16 protein-coding genes are annotated in these 19,038 nt (G+C 64.8%); 9 read left to right on the top strand and 7 right to left on the bottom strand.

Annotated features, from left to right (window positions below; translation table 11 throughout):
• Window positions 1-113: 113 nt before the first annotated feature.
• The 3 genes from amt to RMO95_RS12100 form a co-directional block, all read right to left on the bottom strand.
• On the bottom strand, window positions 114-1,613 hold the full coding sequence (gene amt, locus RMO95_RS12090) for an ammonium transporter (RefSeq protein ID WP_310450887.1): 1,500 nt from the start codon (window positions 1,611-1,613) through the stop codon (window positions 114-116).
• A gap of 12 nt (window positions 1,614-1,625) precedes the next feature.
• On the bottom strand, window positions 1,626-1,964 hold the full coding sequence (glnK, locus tag RMO95_RS12095; RefSeq protein WP_310450888.1) for a P-II family nitrogen regulator: 339 nt from the start codon (window positions 1,962-1,964) through the stop codon (window positions 1,626-1,628).
• Between the two features lie 129 nt (window positions 1,965-2,093).
• Entirely contained in the window at window positions 2,094-2,927 is an 834-nt protein-coding gene (locus tag RMO95_RS12100) for a TorF family putative porin (RefSeq protein WP_310450889.1), read from the bottom strand.
• A gap of 311 nt (window positions 2,928-3,238) precedes the next feature.
• Between RMO95_RS12100 and RMO95_RS12105 the strand changes: the two genes are divergently transcribed.
• The 5 genes from RMO95_RS12105 (at window position 3,239) to RMO95_RS12125 (ending at window position 10,139) form a co-directional block, all read left to right on the top strand.
• Window positions 3,239-3,502: an accessory factor UbiK family protein gene (locus tag RMO95_RS12105; protein WP_310450890.1), complete on the top strand. Its 264-nt coding sequence runs from the start codon at window positions 3,239-3,241 to the stop codon at window positions 3,500-3,502.
• A gap of 8 nt (window positions 3,503-3,510) precedes the next feature.
• Window positions 3,511-5,034: a YifB family Mg chelatase-like AAA ATPase gene (locus RMO95_RS12110; protein WP_310450891.1), complete on the top strand. Its 1,524-nt coding sequence runs from the start codon at window positions 3,511-3,513 to the stop codon at window positions 5,032-5,034.
• Window positions 5,035-5,044: 10 nt separating this feature from the next.
• Complete coding sequence (locus tag RMO95_RS12115) at window positions 5,045-7,426, top strand: response regulator (protein ID WP_310450892.1); 2,382 nt, start codon at window positions 5,045-5,047, stop codon at window positions 7,424-7,426.
• A gap of 36 nt (window positions 7,427-7,462) precedes the next feature.
• Window positions 7,463-8,101: an MBL fold metallo-hydrolase gene (locus tag RMO95_RS12120; protein WP_310450893.1), complete on the top strand. Its 639-nt coding sequence runs from the start codon at window positions 7,463-7,465 to the stop codon at window positions 8,099-8,101.
• 196 nt (window positions 8,102-8,297) lie between these two features.
• Window positions 8,298-10,139: a hypothetical protein gene (locus tag RMO95_RS12125; RefSeq protein WP_310450894.1), complete on the top strand. Its 1,842-nt coding sequence runs from the start codon at window positions 8,298-8,300 to the stop codon at window positions 10,137-10,139.
• 36 nt (window positions 10,140-10,175) lie between these two features.
• Here RMO95_RS12125 and RMO95_RS12130 read toward each other — a convergent pair whose 3' ends face one another.
• Both RMO95_RS12130 and RMO95_RS12135 read right to left on the bottom strand, forming a co-directional pair.
• Window positions 10,176-11,435 carry an MFS transporter gene (locus tag RMO95_RS12130; protein WP_310450895.1) on the bottom strand — a complete coding sequence of 420 codons (1,260 nt, stop codon included), beginning with the start codon at window positions 11,433-11,435 and terminating at the stop codon, window positions 10,176-10,178.
• Window positions 11,436-11,474: 39 nt separating this feature from the next.
• The gene (locus tag RMO95_RS12135) at window positions 11,475-12,371 is read right to left on the bottom strand and encodes a LysR family transcriptional regulator (RefSeq protein WP_310450896.1); all 897 of its coding nucleotides are present in this window, start codon (window positions 12,369-12,371) and stop codon (window positions 11,475-11,477) included.
• Window positions 12,372-12,556: 185 nt separating this feature from the next.
• Between RMO95_RS12135 and RMO95_RS12140 the strand changes: the two genes are divergently transcribed.
• On the top strand, window positions 12,557-13,132 hold the full coding sequence (locus RMO95_RS12140; RefSeq protein ID WP_310450897.1) for a flavodoxin family protein: 576 nt from the start codon (window positions 12,557-12,559) through the stop codon (window positions 13,130-13,132).
• Between the two features lie 26 nt (window positions 13,133-13,158).
• The gene (locus RMO95_RS12145; protein WP_310450898.1) at window positions 13,159-13,878 is read left to right on the top strand and encodes a pirin family protein; all 720 of its coding nucleotides are present in this window, start codon (window positions 13,159-13,161) and stop codon (window positions 13,876-13,878) included.
• A 44-nt stretch (window positions 13,879-13,922) separates the two neighbouring features.
• Here RMO95_RS12145 and RMO95_RS12150 read toward each other — a convergent pair whose 3' ends face one another.
• Window positions 13,923-14,429: a hypothetical protein gene (locus tag RMO95_RS12150; RefSeq protein ID WP_310450899.1), complete on the bottom strand. Its 507-nt coding sequence runs from the start codon at window positions 14,427-14,429 to the stop codon at window positions 13,923-13,925.
• A complete protein-coding gene (locus RMO95_RS12155; protein WP_310450900.1) occupies window positions 14,426-14,686 on the bottom strand; it encodes a hypothetical protein in 261 nt (86 codons plus the stop codon). Before RMO95_RS12155 ends, RMO95_RS12150 begins: the two co-directional genes overlap by 4 nt.
• A 431-nt stretch (window positions 14,687-15,117) precedes the next feature.
• On the opposite strand from RMO95_RS12155, the gene RMO95_RS12160 reads away from it, so the two are divergent.
• Window positions 15,118-17,229, top strand: a complete 2,112-nt coding sequence (locus tag RMO95_RS12160) for a tetratricopeptide repeat protein (protein WP_310450901.1) — start codon at window positions 15,118-15,120, stop codon at window positions 17,227-17,229.
• 231 nt (window positions 17,230-17,460) lie between these two features.
• A complete protein-coding gene (locus RMO95_RS12165) occupies window positions 17,461-17,982 on the top strand; it encodes a methyltransferase domain-containing protein (protein ID WP_310450902.1) in 522 nt (173 codons plus the stop codon).
• The last annotated feature ends 1,056 nt before the right edge of the window (window positions 17,983-19,038 follow it).

The raw sequence follows: 19,038 nt of genomic DNA on the forward strand, positions 1-19,038 counted from the left end.
TTCCTACGGGATAAAAAAATCGGGCGCCGTGAAGGCGCCCGATCAAGAACCGCAGGAAGAGTGAGGAAGCTCTGCGGCCGCCCCCTCCTGACGAAGGGGGCGAGGGAGACAGGTCAGTTGTGGTAGGCCGACTCGCCGTGCGAAGTGATGTCGAGACCCTCGCGCTCTTCGTCTTCCGGCACACGCAGACCGATGAAGATATCGACGATCTTGTAGCAGACGAAGGCCACGGTACCGGACCAGACCAGGGTCACGCCGACGGCGGTAGCCTGGATCATCACCTGGCCCATGATGTCGTAGTTGTCCGCGACCTTGTTCGCCACGTAGTCGTAGATGCCGCTGCCGCCCAGGCTGGGCGCGGCGAAGACGCCGGTCAGCAACGCACCGAGGATGCCGCCGACGCCATGCACGCCGAACACGTCGAGCGAATCGTCCGCGCCGAGCAGCTTCTTCAGACCATTGACACCCCACAGGCAGATCACACCGGCCGCGAGGCCGATGACCAGGGCGCCGACCACGCCGACGAAGCCGGCTGCCGGAGTGATCGCCACCAGGCCGGAGACGGCACCCGAAGCAGCACCCAGCATCGAGGGCTTGCCCTTGATCAGCCATTCCGCCACCATCCAGGAGGTCGCCGCCATCGCGGTGGCCAGCCAGGTATTGACGAAGGCCAGCGCCGCCGTGCCGTTGGCTTCCAGCGCCGAGCCGGCGTTGAAGCCGAACCAGCCGAACCACAGCAGCGAGGCGCCGATCATGGTCATGGTCAGCGAGTGCGGTGCCATCGAGTCCTTGCCGTAGCCGACGCGCTTGCCGACCAGGTAGGCGCCGATCAGGCCGGCAATGGCGGCATTGATATGCACCACCGTGCCGCCGGCGAAGTCGAGCGCGCCCTTCTGGAACAGGTAGCCGGCAGTGGCCGTTGCCTTTTCCGCGGCTTCGGCCGTGGTGTAGGGATCCGGACCGGTCCAGTACCAGACCATGTGCGTCATCGGCAGGTAGCTGAAGCTGAACCACAGCACCATGAACAGCAGCACGGCGGAAAACTTGATGCGCTCGGCGAAGGCGCCGACGATCAGGCCGCAGGTGATGGCTGCGAAGGCGCCCTGGAAGGCGACGAAGATGAACTCCGAGACAACGACACCCTTGCTGAAGGTGGCCGCCGCCGAATCCGGCGTGATGCCCTTGAGGAACAGCTTGTCGAGACTGCCGAAGAAGGCGTTGCCTTCGGTGAAGGCGACGCTGTAGCCATAGATGGCCCACAGCACGCTGATCACCGAGAAGGTGACGAACACCTGCATCAACACCGCCAGCATGTTCTTGGCGCGCACCAGACCGCCGTAGAACAGCGCGAGGCCGGGGATGCTCATCAGGATGACGAAGGCCGTGGCGACCATCAGCCAGGCGTTGTCGCCGCGGTTGGGCACAGGTGCCGGCGTCGCCGCCGGAGCCGGTGCAGCTTCGGCAGCGGCGGCAGGCGCCGCGGCAGTGGCGGCAGGCGTCGCGGCGGGTGCCGCAGCCTCGGTCGTCGGCTTGTCGTCGGCCCAGGCGCTGGAGGCGCCGCCGGCGATGCCGACGGTCAGGGCCGTCAGCAGAATGGCTAGCAATTTTCTCATTTTGGGTCTCCCTTACAGAGCTTCCTCACCGGTTTCACCGGTGCGGATGCGGATGACTTGTTCGACGTCGAAGACGAAAATCTTGCCGTCGCCGATCTTGCCGGTGCTGGCGGATTTCTCAATGGTTTCGATGACCTGGTCGAGCAGGTCGTCGCGGATGGCCGCTTCGACCTTGACCTTGGGCAGAAAATCGACGACGTATTCCGCGCCGCGATAGAGCTCGGTATGACCTTTCTGCCGGCCGAACCCTTTGACCTCGGTAACGGTGATCCCCTGCACGCCGACGGCGGCAAGGGCCTCGCGTACCTCGTCAAGCTTGAACGGCTTGATGATGGCGGTGACGAGTTTCATGGCTGTTTCCTTTAAAAATTGGAGGAGCTTGGGTAAGTTTTGCCTGCCCGCGAAGCGGAATCCCAGGCATGCAGAGCACATTTCATCCCGCCGGTGCCGGCCGGGTCGCCGGCGGGATTTCGATCAATATCAGAACGTCTTGCTGAAGGTGGCCACGAGCTTGTCCTTGCCTGCGGAGTAAGCATTCGTACCATTGTTGTTCACGAAGCAGTACACATCGTTGGCGGTGGTGGCTGCGGCACCGGTGCAGGAATCCTGGGCGTTGGTGCTGGAATAGGCCAGACCGACCACGCCAAAACCGACATCCTTGGTCACGCCGAGCTTGTAGTCGGAGTAAGAGGCCGGACCGTTGCCCTTGACCTTCTGGTCGCCGACGTGGCCGGTGATGCCCCAGCCGTTGCCCAGGTCGTAGGCGGCGTTGAGTTCGAGGTAGCCGCTTCCGGTCGTCTTGTCGGTAAGTGCGCCCGGATTCTTGGGCCATCCGAACAAAGCACCCGTCGAATGCGAGTACTTCACGGTCAGCCATTTCCACGACAGGGCGCCGTACACTTCCGTCGTATCCTGCTTGAGTTCCTGGACGCCGGTAACCGTCTTGCCCGTGCCCGGATAGTTGTAGGTCAGCACACCGATGTCGTAACCGAAGTCGCCACCGAACGAACCCTTGTAGCCGCCATAGACATCGATTTCCAGGCTGGCGCTGGCACCGGCGACTGCGTCGCCGATCCACGAAATGTTGGAACCCCAGGCCCCCGCGTACAAGCCGCTGGCATGGGCGTAGTCGAAACCGCCCTGCAACGCGGGCTTGCCACGCGTCTGGGCGATGCCGCGATACAGATATTCGGTAGCGAAGCCGACGTTGCCGGTGAAGGTGTGCGGACTGGCCGGCGCGGCAGCCTGGGCCATGACGAGCGACGGAAGGGAAACGAGGCCAGCGACAGCGGCAGCGATCAGGGATTTGCGCATGGTTATGCTCCTTGGAAGAATAGAAAAACTACAGCTCGCTTTATGCAGAGACCGTGCCAGACAGTTATTACATTTATAATCAATGGCTTGATATAAGCTCGCGGTGCCACAGCGATGCCGCCGCACCAAACTGAGCCCCCGGCGGACGCACGGCGCACCGTCGTGGTGCAGCGCCCGCAGCGAGCCCGGCCGGCGGCGTCGCTGTGCTAGACTTTGGCTCCGGCCGTGGCGCTTGGCGCCGCTGAAACCGGCCTGGTCCCAGGCTGAAACCAGAAGACGTTTTCCTCGTCAAACCAAAGCGCTCCTACAACATGCTGAATCCCAAACTGCTCGACGAAATGTCCGCCCGCGTGTCATCCCTGCTGGCGGCGACACCGGCCGGCGATGTCGAAAAGAACCTGCGTGCGGCGCTCGCCGGCCTGTTTGGCAAACTCGACCTGGTCACCCGCGAGGAGTTCGACGTGCAGCGCCAAGTACTGACCCGCACGCGCGCCAAACTCGAAGCCCTCGAAGCGCGTATCGCGGAATTCGAAGCACGCAGCCAGACGGCTCCGCCGGACCCGGCCGCCCGCTAAGGCCGTCGATGTCGCTCGCCGTACTCCGCTCGCGAGCGCTGGCGGGCCTCGCGGCCCCGGAAGTGACGGTCGAAGTCCATCTCGCCGCAGGCCTGCCCTCATTCACCCTGGTCGGCCTGCCCGACACCGAAGTCAAGGAAGCACGCGACCGGGTGCGCGCCGCGATCCAGAATTGCGGCTTCGAGTTCCCGCAGCGGCGCATTACCGTGAACCTCGCGCCGGCGGACTTGCCCAAGGAGTCGGGGCGTTTCGACCTGCCGATCGCACTGGGCATCCTGATCGCCTCCGGCCAGATCAAGGCGGCCAGCCTCGATGCCCACGAATTTGCCGGCGAACTGGCGCTCTCCGGCGACTTGCGCGCGGTGCGCGGCACGCTGGCGATGTGCGCCGCGATCCGCCGCGAAGCCGGGCCGCAGCACCTCACCGCACGCGCCTTCGTGCTGCCGCTGGAAAGCGCGCCGGAAGCCGCACTGATCCGGGGCATGAGCATCCTGCCGGCGCAGAACCTGTTGCAGGTCTGCGCCCACCTCGCCGGGCGCGAACTGCTCGCGCCCTTCGCCGTGCCGCCAGCGCCAACTTTCACCCGTTATCCCGACCTGGCCGAGGTCAAGGGCCAGGCACAGGCCAAGCGCGCGCTCGAAGTCGCGGCCGCCGGCGGCCACTCGCTGCTCATGAGCGGGCCGCCGGGCGCCGGCAAGTCGATGCTGGCGCAGCGCCTGCCCGGCCTGCTGCCGCCGATGACGGATGCCGAGGCGCTGGAGAGCGCCGCGGTGCATTCGCTGGCCGGAAGTTTCGGGCTGGCGCAGTGGCATCAGCGCCCGTTTCGCGCACCGCATCATTCCGCCTCCAGCGCGGCCCTGGTCGGCGGCGGCGGCACGCCGCGGCCGGGCGAGATTTCGCTGGCACACAACGGCACCCTGTTTCTCGACGAATTGCCGGAGTTTCAGCGCAGCGTGCTCGAAGCCCTGCGCGAGCCGCTGGAAACCGGGCAGATCCACATCGCGCGCGCCCTGCGGCGCGCCGAATTCCCTGCCCGCTTCCAGTTGGTGGCGGCAATGAATCCCTGCCCCTGCGGCTGGCAGGGCCATCCCGCCGGCAAATGCCGCTGCACGCCGGACCAGGTTGCGCGCTATCGCGGCAAGCTCTCGGGGCCGCTGCTCGACCGCATCGATCTGATGCTCGACGTGCCGGCGGTCGATGCCGCCGACCTGTCCGCGCGCGGCGACGGCGAGGCCTCGGCCACGGTGCGCGACCGCGTAGCCGCCGCCCGCGTGCGCCAGATCGAGCGCCAGGGCAAACCCAATGCGCAGCTCGATCCGGATGAAATCGACCGCCATGCACGCCCCGATGCCGGCGGCGCGCAGTTGCTGAAACAGGCCATGAGCCACCTGTCCCTCACGGCGCGGGCTTATCATCGCATCCTCAAAGTGGCGCGCACGATCGCCGATCTGGCCCAAGTGCCCGACGGCGCGCCGCTGTCAGCCACCCATATCGCCGAGGCCGTGCATTATCGACGCGGCCTGGCCCACTGAGGAACGCGCGATGGCCCAGCATCTGCCCGCTACCGATCTCACCGCCGCCCAACTGCAGGGAATCCTGCGCATCGCCGACGATGCGATCATCTGTTTCGACGACGCCTTGCGCATCGTCCTGTTCAACAGCGGCGCCGAGCGGATCTTCGGCTGGTCGGCGGCGGAAGCGCAGGGACAGCCGATCGACCTGCTGCTGCCGCATCGCTTCCGGCCGGGGCATGGCGAACTGGTCGAGAGTTTCCGCCAGTCCGGCGACGTCGCCCGCAAAATGGGCGAACGGCGCGCGATTCATGCCATACGCAAGGACGGCAGCGAGTTTCCCGCCGAGGCGTCGATCTCCAAGCTGGAGACGAAGGGCGCCCTGATCTATACCGTGATCCTGCGCGACAGCACCGCGCGCGTGGCGCATGAGCGCGAACTCGAAGCGGCCAAGGAAAAAGCCGAGGCGGCGATGCAGGCCAAGAGCATGTTCCTGGCCAACATGAGCCACGAAATCCGCACCCCGCTGAATGCCGTGATCGGCATGACCAGCCTGCTGCTCAACACCCGCATCGACGACGAGCAGCGCGATTACGCCGAAACCGTGCGCGCCAGCAGCGAAGCCCTGCTGACCATCATCAACGACATCCTCGACTACTCGAAGATCGAAGTCGGCAAGCTGGAAATCGAGCGCTATCCCTTCGACCTGCGCCGCTGCCTCGAAGAGGCCATGGACCTGATCAGTGCCGAGGCCGGCGAGAAGAACATCAACCTGGCCTACTTCATCGACGACAGCGTACCGGCATCGCTGATCAGCGACGCCACGCGCCTGCGCCAGATCCTGGTGAACCTGCTGTCCAACGCGATCAAGTTCACCCATGGCGGCGAGGTCGTGATCACCGTCGCCGGAGCGCCGCTGGACGAGGTCCGCTTCGAGATCAAGTTCGCCGTCAGGGACACCGGCATCGGCATCGCCGAAGACAAGCTGACCATGCTGTTCCAGTCCTTCAGCCAGCTCGATGCCTCGACCACCCGCAAGTACGGCGGCACCGGCCTGGGCCTGGCGATCAGCCGGCGCCTGACCGAAATGATGGACGGCCGTATGTGGGCGGAAAGCCAGATCGGCATCGGTTCGACCTTCTGCTTCACCATCGTGGCCGAAGCGGCCGGTCCGCAGCTGGCCAACAATTTCCTGCAGGAGTACTCCTCGGCGCTGTCCGGCCGGCGCGCGCTGATCGTGGATGACAACAGCACCAACCGCCGCATCCTGGTCAAGCAGGCCCTGACCTGGGGCATGCTGCCCTCGGCGGCGGCATCGGGCATCGAGGCCCTGGATTTCATCCGCCATGGCCAGGCCTTCGACGTCGGCATCCTCGACATGAGCATGCCGGAAATGGACGGCCTGGCGCTGGCCCTGGAAATCCGCAAGCACCGCGATGCACTGTCGCTGCCCCTGATCATGCTGACCTCGGTGGCCAACCAGCGGACCCGCGACGGCACGATGGACAAGGCCGATTTCGCCGCTTATCTGAACAAGCCGATCAAACCCGCGGCCCTGCTCGACGTGCTGCTGCACGCGATGCGCATCACGCCGATCGACTCCATCGACCGGCAGCCGGTGCGCAGCGACCCGAATCTGGCCGACAGCCTGCCGCTCAAGATCCTGGTGGCCGAAGACAACACGGTCAATCAAAAGGTGGTGCAGCAGCTGCTGGCGCATCTCGGCTATCGCGCCGACGTGGTCGCCAGCGGCGTCGAAGTCCTCGACGCGCTGGAACGGCAGAACTACGACGTGATCCTGATGGACGTGCAGATGCCGGAAATGGACGGCCTCGAAGCCACCCGCCGGCTGAAGGCGCGCTACGCGGGCGCAGCCGCGCCGCGGATCGTCGCCATGACCGCCAGCGCCATGCCCGGCGACCGCGAGATCTGCCTCGCCGCCGGCATGGATGCCTATGTCTCGAAGCCGGTCGAACTCGACGACATACGCGCCGTGCTGCTGGCCGTGAACCAGGCGCCGCGGCAGACGCCGCCAGGCGCAGATCCCGACGAGGCGCTGCACGTGATCGACCCGCGCCGGATCTCGGGCCTGCTGGAACTGCAGGACGAGCAGCAGCCGGCCCTGGTCGCCGAGCTGATCGAGCTGTTCAGCAGCGATTCCCCGGAGCATCTGGACGTCCTCGCCGCGGCGATACGCGCCGAGGACAGCGAAGCGCTCGCCAACGCCGCCCATCGCTACCTCTCCAGCATCGAAAATCTCGGCGCCCGGCGCATGCGCCTGCACTGCATGGAGATCGAACGGCTGGGCCGCGCCGGCACGATTGCCGGCGCCAGCCAGGCTCTTGAACTACTCCGGCTCGAATTCGAGGCGGCGCGCACGCGGCTTGCGGCGATCGCCGCGAAGCAACCCTAGAAACCGGCGCCGGCAAGGCGCCCTGGAGCATCCCCGATGAAATACCGCATCATTCCCGTCACGCCCTTCGAGCAGAACTGCACCCTGCTCTGGTGCACCAAAACCATGCGCGGCGCCTTCGTCGATCCCGGCGGCGACATCGAGCTGCTGGTCGATACGGCCGCCCGGCTGGGCGTCACCGTCGAGAAGATCCTGCTGACCCACGGCCACATCGACCATGCCGGCGGCGCCGGCGAACTGGCGCAGCGCCTGGGCGTGCTGATCGAGGGCCCGCAGAAGGAAGAGAGCTACTGGATCGACCAACTGGTGGCGCAAAGCCGCAGCTTCGGCTTTCCGCCGGCGCAAGCCTTCACGCCGGACCGCTGGCTCAACGACGGCGACACCGTCAGCGTCGGCAATGAAACCCTGCAGGTGATCCACACCCCAGGCCACACGCCGGGCCACGTGGTCTACTACCACGCCCGCTCGAAACTCGCCCTGGTCGGCGACGTGTTGTTCGCCGGCAGCATCGGCCGCACCGATTTCCCGCGCGGCGATTACCAGGCGCTGATGGACTCGATCAAGCACAAGCTCTGGCCGCTCGGCAACGATGTCGAATTCATAGCGGGCCACGGCCCGATGTCCACCTTTGGCGAGGAGCGCCTCAGCAACCCCTTTGTCGGCGACCGCGCCTGAATCCTGCCCAACGCTCATGGCTTCGATGAACCGCCCTCACATCTTGAAATGCCTTGGCGTCATAGCACCTCAAGCTGGCAAGTGGGCCCGCCCCTCCCGTCCTCCCCTCGCGGGGAGGCTATTGATCGGCTCGCTGCGCTCGAACCAGACAAGTCGCGCTTGGCGACGTATTTCACGTTAATACCAAGGGAATCCCATGAGCCACACCTGGAAATTCTTCCGCGCCGGCGGCTTCGACCAGGTGCGCATCGATACCGCCGCCGACCTGCTGGCGCTGCGCGAACTCGACCAGAAACTGTGGGTTGCGCTGTCCTGCCCGGTCAAGGGCATCGAATTCGATGCGCGCAGCCTGGCGCTGATCGATACCGACAGCGACGGCCACGTGCGCGCCCCGGAACTCTTGGCGGCGATCGACTGGGCCGCGGCCCGGCTCAACGATGCCGAGGTGTTGGCGCACGGGCTGGCCGGCGTGCCGCTGGCCGCGATCAAGGATCCGGCCGTACTCGCCGCCGCGCAGGGACTGCTGCCCGCGGGCGGCGAACTGGTCTCGGTCGAGGCCGCCAGCGCCGCCGAAACCGAATACTCGGCGCGCGCGCTGGCCGCCTGGGAGGCCTTGGCCAGCAGCGCCGGCAGCACGGTGAAGCCGCTGGGCGAGGCGACCGAAGCCGCCTGCGCCGCCGTCGCCGAGGTCAAGGAAAAGCTCGACGATTTCTTCGTCCGTTGCCGCCTGGCGGCCTTCGACATGCGCGCCGGCGAGGCCTTGAACGCCTCCGACGATGCCCTCAAATCACTGGGCGCCGCCGCGCTTTCCGCGGCCCATGCCGATATCGCCGCGTTGCCCCTGGCAAGAGTTGGCGCTGGCGCCACGGTGCCGCTCGGCGCCGGCAGCGAATCCGGCATCAATCCGGCCTGGGCCCAGCGCATCGCCACCCTGCGCGAGGCCGCCGTGGTGCCGCTGCTGGGCGCCCGCGCGGCGATTTCGGAATCCGACTGGCTGGCGCTGCAGGACCAGCTCGCCGGCTATGTCGCCTGGCAGGCCGCGCGGCCCGTCGGCCTGCCGCCCGAAGCGGAGGCCGTGCGCGACCTGGAGCGGCTGGCGCGCTATGTGCGCGACCTGCTGCCGCTGGCCAACAACTTCGTCGCCTTCCGCGATTTCTACACGCACCAAGGCAAAGCCACGTTCCAGATCGGCACCCTGTATCTCGACGGCCGTTCCGCCGAACTCTGCGTCGCGGTCAATGCCGCCGCCAAGCACGCCGCGCTGGCCGGGTTGTCGCGCATCTGCCTGGTGTATTGCGACTGCACCCGAGTTGGTGATGGCAACGAAGAAAAGCTAAGCATCGCTGCGGCCTTCACCGCCGGCGATTCCGATCAACTGATGGTCGGCCGCAACGGCGTGTTCTACGATCGCCAGGGCCGCGACTGGAACGCCACCATCGTCAAGCTGGTCGAGCATCCGATCAGCCTGCGCCAGGCCTTCTGGTCGCCCTACAAGCGCCTGATGCGCATGGTCGGCGAACAGTTGCAGAAGCTCGCCGCGGGCAAGGCCGCCGCGGTCGAAAGCAAGCTCGGCGCTACCGCCGTCGGCGTCGGCAAGAAGGTCGAGGCGCCAGCCGCGCCGCAAGCCTTCGACGTCGGCAAGTTCGCCGGCATCTTCGCCGCCATCGGCCTTGCCATCGGCGCGATCGGCACCGTCCTGGCCGGCGTCATGAGCGGGCTGCTCGGCCTCAAGTGGTGGCAGATGCCGCTGGCCGTCGGCGGCCTGATGCTGCTGATCTCGGCCCCGGCCATGGTGCTGGCCTGGTTCAAGCTCAGAAGCCGCAACCTCGGCCCCATCCTCGACGCCAACGGCTGGGCGGTGAATGCGCGGGCGCGCATCAACATCCCCTTCGGCACTTCGCTGACGCAACTCGCACAACTGCCGCCAGGCGCCGAACGCGCGCTGACCGACCCCTATGCGGAGAAGGAACAGCCGTGGAAGACCTATGCCGCCATCGCCGCGGTACTGTTCGTCGCCGCGGCGTGGTTAACGCGCTGAGCACCTGAACCGCAGTCCCTCCGGCGCCTGGCGCGTTCAGGCCTTGCCGCCCGGCGGCGGTGCGCCGGTGTGCAGGTGGATCTGGCCGACGAAGAGCATGGCGATCACGGTGGCGCCGATCGCCAGCCAGCCGACATTGCCGTAGCCGACGATGCGCCCCGAGGCGTCGGCGGCGATCATCGCCCCGCCCAGCCAGGACGCGCTGCCCGATGCCAGTTGCTGCACGGCGCCGTTCATCGACAGGAAGGTGCCGCGCAGGCGCGGCTGCACGGCCGAGGTGACGATGGCCATGGCCGGCACCATGCGCCCCGGGACGAAGATGAAGAACACCGTCGACCAGATGATCATGAGCCACAACGGCACAGGCCAGATGTGGGTCTGCACCAGCAGCGGCACCATGGAGCACAGCGCCATCCAGCGGTAAACGCGGATCTTGCCGTGCGCATCGGCCAGGCGGCCGACCAGGCGCGAGGTGAAGAAGGTGGCGGTGCCGCCGAACAGGTAGATCAGCGGAATGTCTTCCTGGCGGATGCCGACATTGGCCGTGACGTAGATGGTGATGTAGGGGATCACGCTGAAGCCGGAGAACATGATCAGGGCCATGAACAGCAGCGCGCGCAGATGGTTGGCGTCGCGCAGCACGGCGGCCATGGCCGCCAGCGGATGGGCGCGCTCGGTCTCGGAGACGGTGGCGCTGGGCAGGTGGCCGCGCAATGCCGGAAGCATCTTCCAGCCCAGCAGCAGGAAGCCGCAGGACAGCGCGGCGATGAAAACGAAGGGAAAGCGCCAGCCGAAATGGTTGGCCAGATACAGGGACAGCGGCACCCCGGCCACGGTCGACAGCGAGAAGGCCGACATGATGGTGCCACTGGCGCGACCGCGCCGCTCGAAGGGAATCAGGTCGCCGACCATGGTCTGCACCATCGAGCCGAGCACGCCGCCGAAGGCGCCGGCCGTGCCGCGCGCCGCCAGCAGCGTCCAGTAGCCCGGCGCCAGGCCGCAGGCCAGCGTGGCCACGGCGAACAGGGCGAACATGGTCAACAGCAGGCGCTTGCGCTCGAAGCGGTCGACGAACATCGCCGCCAGCAGCCCCGTGAAGGCCGCGGAAAAAGTGTAGGAGGAAACCAGCAGACCGAACTCGTGGGTGCCGACACCGAGGTCCCTCATCAGGATCGGCCCCAGCGGCATCATGATCATGAAGTCGAGGATGTGGGCGAACTGCACGCCGGCCAGGGTCAGCAGCAGCATGCGTTCGCGGGCGGGATCGAGGGCTGCGGGCGTTACGGGTGAATTCATCGCGGCGTGTGTTGAAGAGTTGGCGCTGGCGCCACGGCGCTAGGGCCGCCCCAGGGCGCCCGGCGCCTGCAGCCGCGCCCGCCACCATTTCTGCGCCTCGCCTTCGCCTTCGAGGTTCCAGGCCAGCCACAGCGGCTCATTGGCGCGCACTTCGGCGACGTCCCGGGCGACCAGTTGGCGCTGGGTCAGTGCGGCGTCGATGCGGCAGCGCGGCAGGAAGCCGTAACCCAGCCCGGCGATCTGCAGCGCAATCTTGGCCTCGATGTTCGACACGGTGATGCGCGACTGCCCGGAGTGCAGGCCGATGTTGCGCGTCGGCAGCAGGCGCGCGCTGTCGGCGACGACGATCGCCGTGTGTGCGCGCAGATCATCGGGCGTCAGCGGGCGGTCGATACGCGCCAGCGGGTGTTGCGGCGCGACGCAGAAAATGAATTCGATGTCGTGCAGGCGCTTGGCCTGCTGGGCAAAGCCGGAGGGCGGATCGCCGACGGCCAGGATCAGGTCGGCACGGCCTTCGCGCAGGGCCTCCCAGCTGCCGGTCATGACTTCGGTGCTGATGCGCAGGCGCGTGCCGCAGTCCAGCGCCTCGAAGGCGCGGATGTCCTCGACCAGGGCGGAGGCCGGCAGCAGCGAGTCATGCACCAGGCGCAATTCGGACTCGTAGCCGGTGGCGATGCGGCGCAGGCGCGATTCGAGATCGGCGGCGGAACGCAGCAGCCAGCGGCCTTCCCTGAGCAGTTCGCGGCCCACCGGGGTCAGCGTGACGCGCGGCCCGCGCCGCACGAAGAGCTGAAAGCCGAGCTGTTCTTCGAGCTTGGCCACCGTGTAGGAAATCGTCGACGGCACCTTGTGCAGGGCTTCCGCCGCCGCGGCAAAAGAGCCGCCGCGATCGATGGCATCGATGATTTCGATCGCGTCGAGCGTCAGCTTGAGCATGGGGAAGGATTTAACATTCGAAAAATTCGACTATAGCTCATGAAAAGTTTCGTCGCTGAACACCTTGTAATCGTTGATACTCCATCTTATCTAAGTATTCAGTGCAAGCTTGACCCAGCCATTTTCGAGAAGAATTCTAGCAGCGATCATCGGCAACATCGAACATTTAAACCGGAGGAAACACCATGTCCCACGCAGTCATCGTTTATCACAGCGGCTACGGCCACACCCGCAAGCAGGCCGAGGCGGTGCACCAGGGCGCCGCCGGCGTCGCCGGGGCCACGGCGGAGTTGCTCGAAATCAGCGCGGAAGGCGAACTGCCGGCCGACGGCTGGCAGAAGCTGGAAGCCGCCGATGCCATCGTGTTCGGCTCGCCGACCTACATGGGCGGCGCCTCGTGGCAGTTCAAGCGCTTTGCCGACGCCAGTTCGAAACCCTGGTTCGGCTCGAAGTGGAAGAACAAGGTCGCCGCCGGCTTCACCAACTCGGGCTCGATGAACGGCGACAAGCTGTCGACCCTGCACTACATGATCACCCTGTCGATGCAGCAGGGCATGGTCTGGGTCGGCACCGGCATGGCGCCGGCCAACAGCAAGGCGGCCGCCCGCAACGACGTGAACTGGCTCGGCTCCTATGCCGGCGCCATGGCACAGTCGCCGTCCGACTCCAGCGCCGAGGAAGGCCCCCCGCCCGGCGACCTGGAAACCGCGCGCCTGTTCGGCGCCCGCGTCGCCGAAACCGCGGCGCGCTGGACCCGCTGAAGCACCGACGACCGAAGGAGACAGACATGCTCGAACTGCGCAAGGCCTCCGAGCGCGGCGCCGCCAACTTCGGCTGGCTAGCTTCGCGCCACACGTTTTCCTTCGGCCATTATCACGATCCGCAGCAGGTCGGCTTTTCCGACCTGCTGGTGATCAATGACGACCGCGTGGAACCCGGCATGGGCTTCGGCACCCACCCGCACCGCGACATGGAGATATTTTCCTACGTCCTGGAAGGCGCGCTGGAACACAAGGATTCAATGGGCACCGGCTCGGTGATCCGTCCCGGCGACGTGCAGATGATGAGCGCAGGCAGCGGCATCAGCCACAGCGAGTTCAACCACTCGCGCGAGGAAGGCGTGCATTTCCTGCAGATATGGATCGTGCCGGACCGCCTGCGCGTCGCTCCGCGCTACCAGCAGACGCATTTCGCCGACGCCGAAAAGCGCGGCCGCCTGCGCCTGATCATCGCGCCCGACGCCGCGGACGGCGCGCTCGGCGTGTATCAGGACACCCGCGTTTATGCCGGCCTGCTAAGCGGCGCCGAACGCGCGGAATTCGATGTGCCGGCGGGACGCCATGCCTATGTCCATGTCGCGCGCGGCGCGCTGCGCGTCAATGGCATCGCCATGGCGGCCGGCGATGGCGCCCGCGTGCGCGAAGCCGGCCGACTGATCTTCGACAGCGGCGAGGATGCCGAGGTGCTGGTCTTCGACCTGCGCCCGAACGAGCTGCCGGGACGCTGAGCCAACCCGAAAGTCGGCGTTGGCGATACGGCAAGCGCCAGCCCTCATGCGCCCTCGTGTGCCAATGGCATTTGCGCCACGGCCATGGCTTCCTCGACGCTATGTATGCGCCGCATGCCAACCAGCGCCGTGCCGACACCCCGGCCGCTGCGCGAAACCTGCAGCGCCGCGGTGATCAGCGAATGGCCGGGCGTCGCCCTCCGCAAGCGGGCTTCATCGGCTGCCGCGGTTCCCCCACCCTGCATGACGCTGGCACTGGTCATGACATAGAGCCCGAGCGCTTCGGCCGCCTGCAACGCGGGCAAGGTAGCGCGCCCGAGCTTTTGCGTCGGCAGCGTCACCGCCTGATGGTCCCTGATGTTGAACGGCAGTTGAATCACCGCCAGATGGTGCTCGTCGCTTCCCGCCGCATCGCGGGCGGCCGCGACGGCGGTGGCCAGCGACAGATGGCGGGGATCGTCCTTGGCCACACGCAGTCCATCCCAGGTGGCGAGGCCATAAGATCCGATCGTGCCGGCGGCGACGGCTTCTTCGAGCACGGCAAATGTCATTGCCAGCCGCCGGCGCAGCTCTTTTGCCGCCAGTCCGGCGATCGCTTCCTCGGGATTGTGGAGATAGTAGATGTCCAGGGTTTCGAGCTTGAGGTTGAATTGATGGCCGTGTCGAACACGTTCAGGCCGCGGCTGGCGGCGTGGACCAGGGTCTCGACATAGCGCGCGTCGGTGGCCGCCGAAAGGTCGCCCATCCAGGTGCCGACCCCGATGCCGCTGACGGTGACGCCACGGAAGGTCTTGAAAAATTCGGGCAAGGGACATTGCCCGGGGTCTATTCCATTGCTCGCCGTTTCCATCCGCGCCAGTTGCGACGACTACCGCGCTGCCGCCGGGATCGAACTCGCGCACGACCGGGCCAGACGCTGGTCGCCGCCAGGGATTCCGTTGCTGGTCCTGTGGGGCGCCGGAGGCTTCGTCGACCGCAACCACGACGTGCTTGCGCTGTGGCGCGAGAAAGCGGCGATGTCCGCGGCGCGGCGCTCGATTGCGGCCACTTCCTGCCCGAAGAAGCGCCGACTGAGGTGGCGAACTACCTGCGGAAGTTCACCCTCGATTGATAGGGCGAGATTCAGACTTTGATTTTGCGTATATGCTTGGAATCCAAACTGCGAAGTGAGTTGACTCGCGACAATTCTGGCACCCGGTACGGGAACAGCAGAATCTCGGGCGTTTCACTTGAGCGTCAATGCCATGGTCATTAAATCAATCACGGTTCAACACCCACTTACAACAACAGACCGATCATGTGATGCAACAATTGAATCAAGAAACGCAATCCAGCCGCGGTGAGGCATCGGTACAAGCATTCGTCGATGCGGAGGCGCTCAACAACCGCGGCAATGCCTTGCTCGAGCTTGGGCGCGACGAAGACGCCCTTGCCAGCTACGATCAGGCTCTGGTGTTGAAACCTGACTACGCGCATGCATACAACAATCGCGGTCTAGCTTTGCTGAACCTGAAGCGGCATGTCGATGCCCTGGCAAGTCTGAACCTTGCCATCGAATTCGCCCCTGACTTCGCGCTCGCCTTCAACAACCGTGGTTATGTGCTGCAACAGATGGGACGGCAGGAAGAAGCACTGGCCAGCTATGCGCGGACGCTGGCGCTACAACCTGATGATGTCGGCGCGCTTAACAATCATGGCAACGCGTTGCTGGATCTGCAACGGAATCAAGAAGCATTGGCCAGCTACGACAATGCGTTGCGGATCAAGCCTGACTCTGCAGAGGTGCTGAACAATCGCGGCCTTGCTTTGCTGAACCTGAAACGCTTTACCGAAGCGCTGGCAGATTTTGACCGGGCTCAGGAACTCAATCCGGATTTTGTGCTGGCGCATAACAATCGCGGCAACGCATTGCGGGATATGGGGCGATACGAAGAGGCCGCCAGATCTTTTGCTTACGTAGTTCAAATAGCTCCTGACTACGACTACGGACCCGGCAACCTGTTGCATACGCAGATTCTCTGTTGCGATTGGGCGCAGCATGAGCAGAGCGCGCACAGCATCGCAGTATCCGTAGCGAGCGGCAAACGCGTGATCGTTCCGTTTCCCTTCCTCACCTTTTCGCAATCCGCGCCGGCTCAATTGCAGTGCGCCCGGATTTTTGTCGCCGACAAATGTCCCGCATCGCTGCCGCCTTTGTGGCAAGGTCGGCGTTACCGGCACGACAAAATCCGAGTGGCATACTTGTCCGCCGATTTTCACCATCATGCGACCGCATTTTTGATGGCTGAAATGTTCGAGGTGCATGACAAGCACAGGTTCGAGACGACGGCGATATGCTTTGGTCCCGAGGTGAGGGACTCGATGCGCGAACGATTGGAGCCGTCGTTCAATCAGTTTGTCGACGCAGGCGGGATGAGCGATCTCGAGGTGGCGCAACTGATGCTGCAGTCGGAAATCGACATCGCGATTGACTTGAAGGGATTTACCACCAATTGCCGCACCGGCATCCTTGCGCACCGTCCGGCACCGGTCCAAGTGAACTACCTGGGTTACCCCGGCACCATGGGCGCTGACTATATCGATTACATCATTGCAGACCACTATTTGATCCCTGCGGAGCACCAGATTCATTATTCGGAGAAGGTCGTGTACCTGCCGGATTCGTATCAGCCTAATGATCGTAAGCGCGTCATTGGCGTGCGCACACCTTCCCGCGCGGAACTCAAACTCCCGGCGAGCGGTTTCGTTTTCTGCTGCTTCAACAACAATTTCAAGATTGCGCCAGAGATTTTCGACGTCTGGATGCGTTTGCTGAATCAGGTAAGCGGCAGCGTATTGTGGTTGCTGGAGGACAATGCGGCTGCATCGGCCAACCTGCGACGCGAGTCCGAAAAGCGCGGTGTGGCGCCTGGGCGCCTGGTTTTTGCCGCAAGAATTGATATGAGCGAACACCTTGCCCGCCAAAGACAGGCCGATCTGTTTCTTGACACCCTGCCGTGCAATGCCCATACCACTGCCAGCGATGCGCTGTGGGCCGGGTTGCCCGTACTGACATGCCTGGGTGAGACCTTTGCCGGGCGCGTCGCCGCAAGCCTGCTCAATGCCGTTGGGCTCCCCGAGATGATTTGTCACAGCCTTGATGAGTATGAAGCGTTGGCGCTCAGCTTGGCCACGGCGCCTGCCGTGCTGGCTGAAATCCGGGCCAGGCTGGAACGAAACCTCGGCACCTGTCCGTTGTTTGATGCCGATCGCTTCTGCCGTCACATCGAATCCGCCTATGCCACGATGTGGGAGCGATACCAGCGTGGCGATCCGCCGGCGAGTTTCACCGTGCAAGCGCAGGCCAAGTAAGTATCTTCTTCATTCCTGATCCGCCGCAGATGCCCTGCGCCGGGACCGCTTTGCCAATTGAGAACAATGAAAAAATTCAGTCCCAAATCTGATTCCCTGCTTTCTCGCTCAGGCCTCAATGCTGGTTCAGGCGGAGGCGATCGGACGTCCCGATTGAACGTCGGGTGTGGCCGAAACATCCTCGACGGGTGGACCAATCTGGATTCCATGCCCCTTCCCGGAGTGGACGTCGTGGTCGACCTGGACAGGCTGGGATCCGGAGAAGGCGGCAGGCTCCTTCCTTTCCGGGACAGTTCCATCGGCGAGTTTCTGCTATCCCATGTTCTGGAGCACATCCGAAGTCCACTTCCCCTGATGCAGGAACTGTGGCGCGTGGCAAAGCCCGACGCCCTCATGACCATCCGCTGCCCCTATGGATCCAGTGACGATGCCTGGGAAGACCCCACCCATGTGCGCGGCATATTCCTCCAGAGCTTCGGCTACTTCTCCCAGCCTTACTATTGGCGGGCCGATTATGGGTATCGGGGAGACTGGAAGACCGAAGGCATCACTTTATGGGTGGCTCATGCCCACTTCCTCAAACTTCAAGGCTCGAGCCTCGAACCCACCCCGGCGATGGTCGAGGCTGTCATGAGTGAGCGAAATGTTGTGCGGGAAATCGTCGTTCAACTCGTTGCCCTGAAGCCAGCCAGGGAGCCTCTCAGGGAGCTTCAGGAAACTTCCGCCCTCGAAATTCGTGACGCACTCAGTTGATGAAGCGGTACGCCATGTTCGTCAGCTGCCTGCATTGACTCGGTGTATTCCGGAAAACTGATTGCGCAGCGTTTCTCCGGTCTTCACAATTTCATGGCTTGCCACCACCAGGTCCCATAGGGCCGCCTCCGCGAAAGCCGGAACCGGGTCCCATCGGGCCTCCGATGGCCGGCCCGGCACCGGGGCTCATGCCCGAACCGGGGCTCATGCCCGGGCCACCCAAGCCGGGACCACCGATGCCGGATCCAATACTCATGGGATTGCCGCTACCGAAGCCGGTGGCGGGATTTTCGGCCGGTTTGCCGCCGGGTGTCTGATCTACGATTGCCGGCCTTACATCTTTTTCACCGGGATCGGTGCCACTCGCGGCCTTGCCCGTGGAAGTGGCCCCCGCCACGCCAGGCTCAGTAATGCCTGTGGCACTTGTTCCGGTAGCCTTTGCACCTGGCTTCAAACCTCCACCATCCATCTCCGTAGCCGTCGCCCCCGAACCACTTGCGCCAGTACCGCTGGTGCCGGTACCGCTGATACCTGTGCCATTCGTACTTGTAGTACCTGTGGTACCGGTGGTGCCCGTGGTACCGGTCGTACCTGTGGTACCAGTGCCCGCGGCGCCGGTACCGCTGGTGCCGGTACCGCTGATACCTGTGCCATTCGTACTTGTCGTACCGGTCGTACCGGTGGTGCCGGTCGTACTGGTGGTGCCGGTGGTGCCTGTCTTACCGGTGGTACCTGTCCTACCTGTGGTACCGGTGGTGCCGATGGTGCCCGTGGTACCCGTGGTGCCGGTGGTGCCAGTGCCCGCGGCGCCGGTACCGCTGGTGCCGGTACCGCTGATACCTGTGCCATTCGTACTTGTCGTACCGGTCGTACCGGTCGTACCGGTCGTACCGGTCGTACCGGTCGTACTTGTCGTACCGGTCGTACCGGTGGTGCCGGTGGTGCCTGTCTTACCGGTGGTACCTGTGGTACCTGTGGTACCTGTCCTACCTGTGGTACCGGTGGTACCCGTGGTGCCGGTGGTGCCAGTGCCCGCGGCGCCGGTACCGCTGATAC

Source organism: Sulfuritalea sp. (assembly GCF_031426875.1).
GTDB lineage: Bacteria > Pseudomonadota > Gammaproteobacteria > Burkholderiales > Rhodocyclaceae > Sulfuritalea.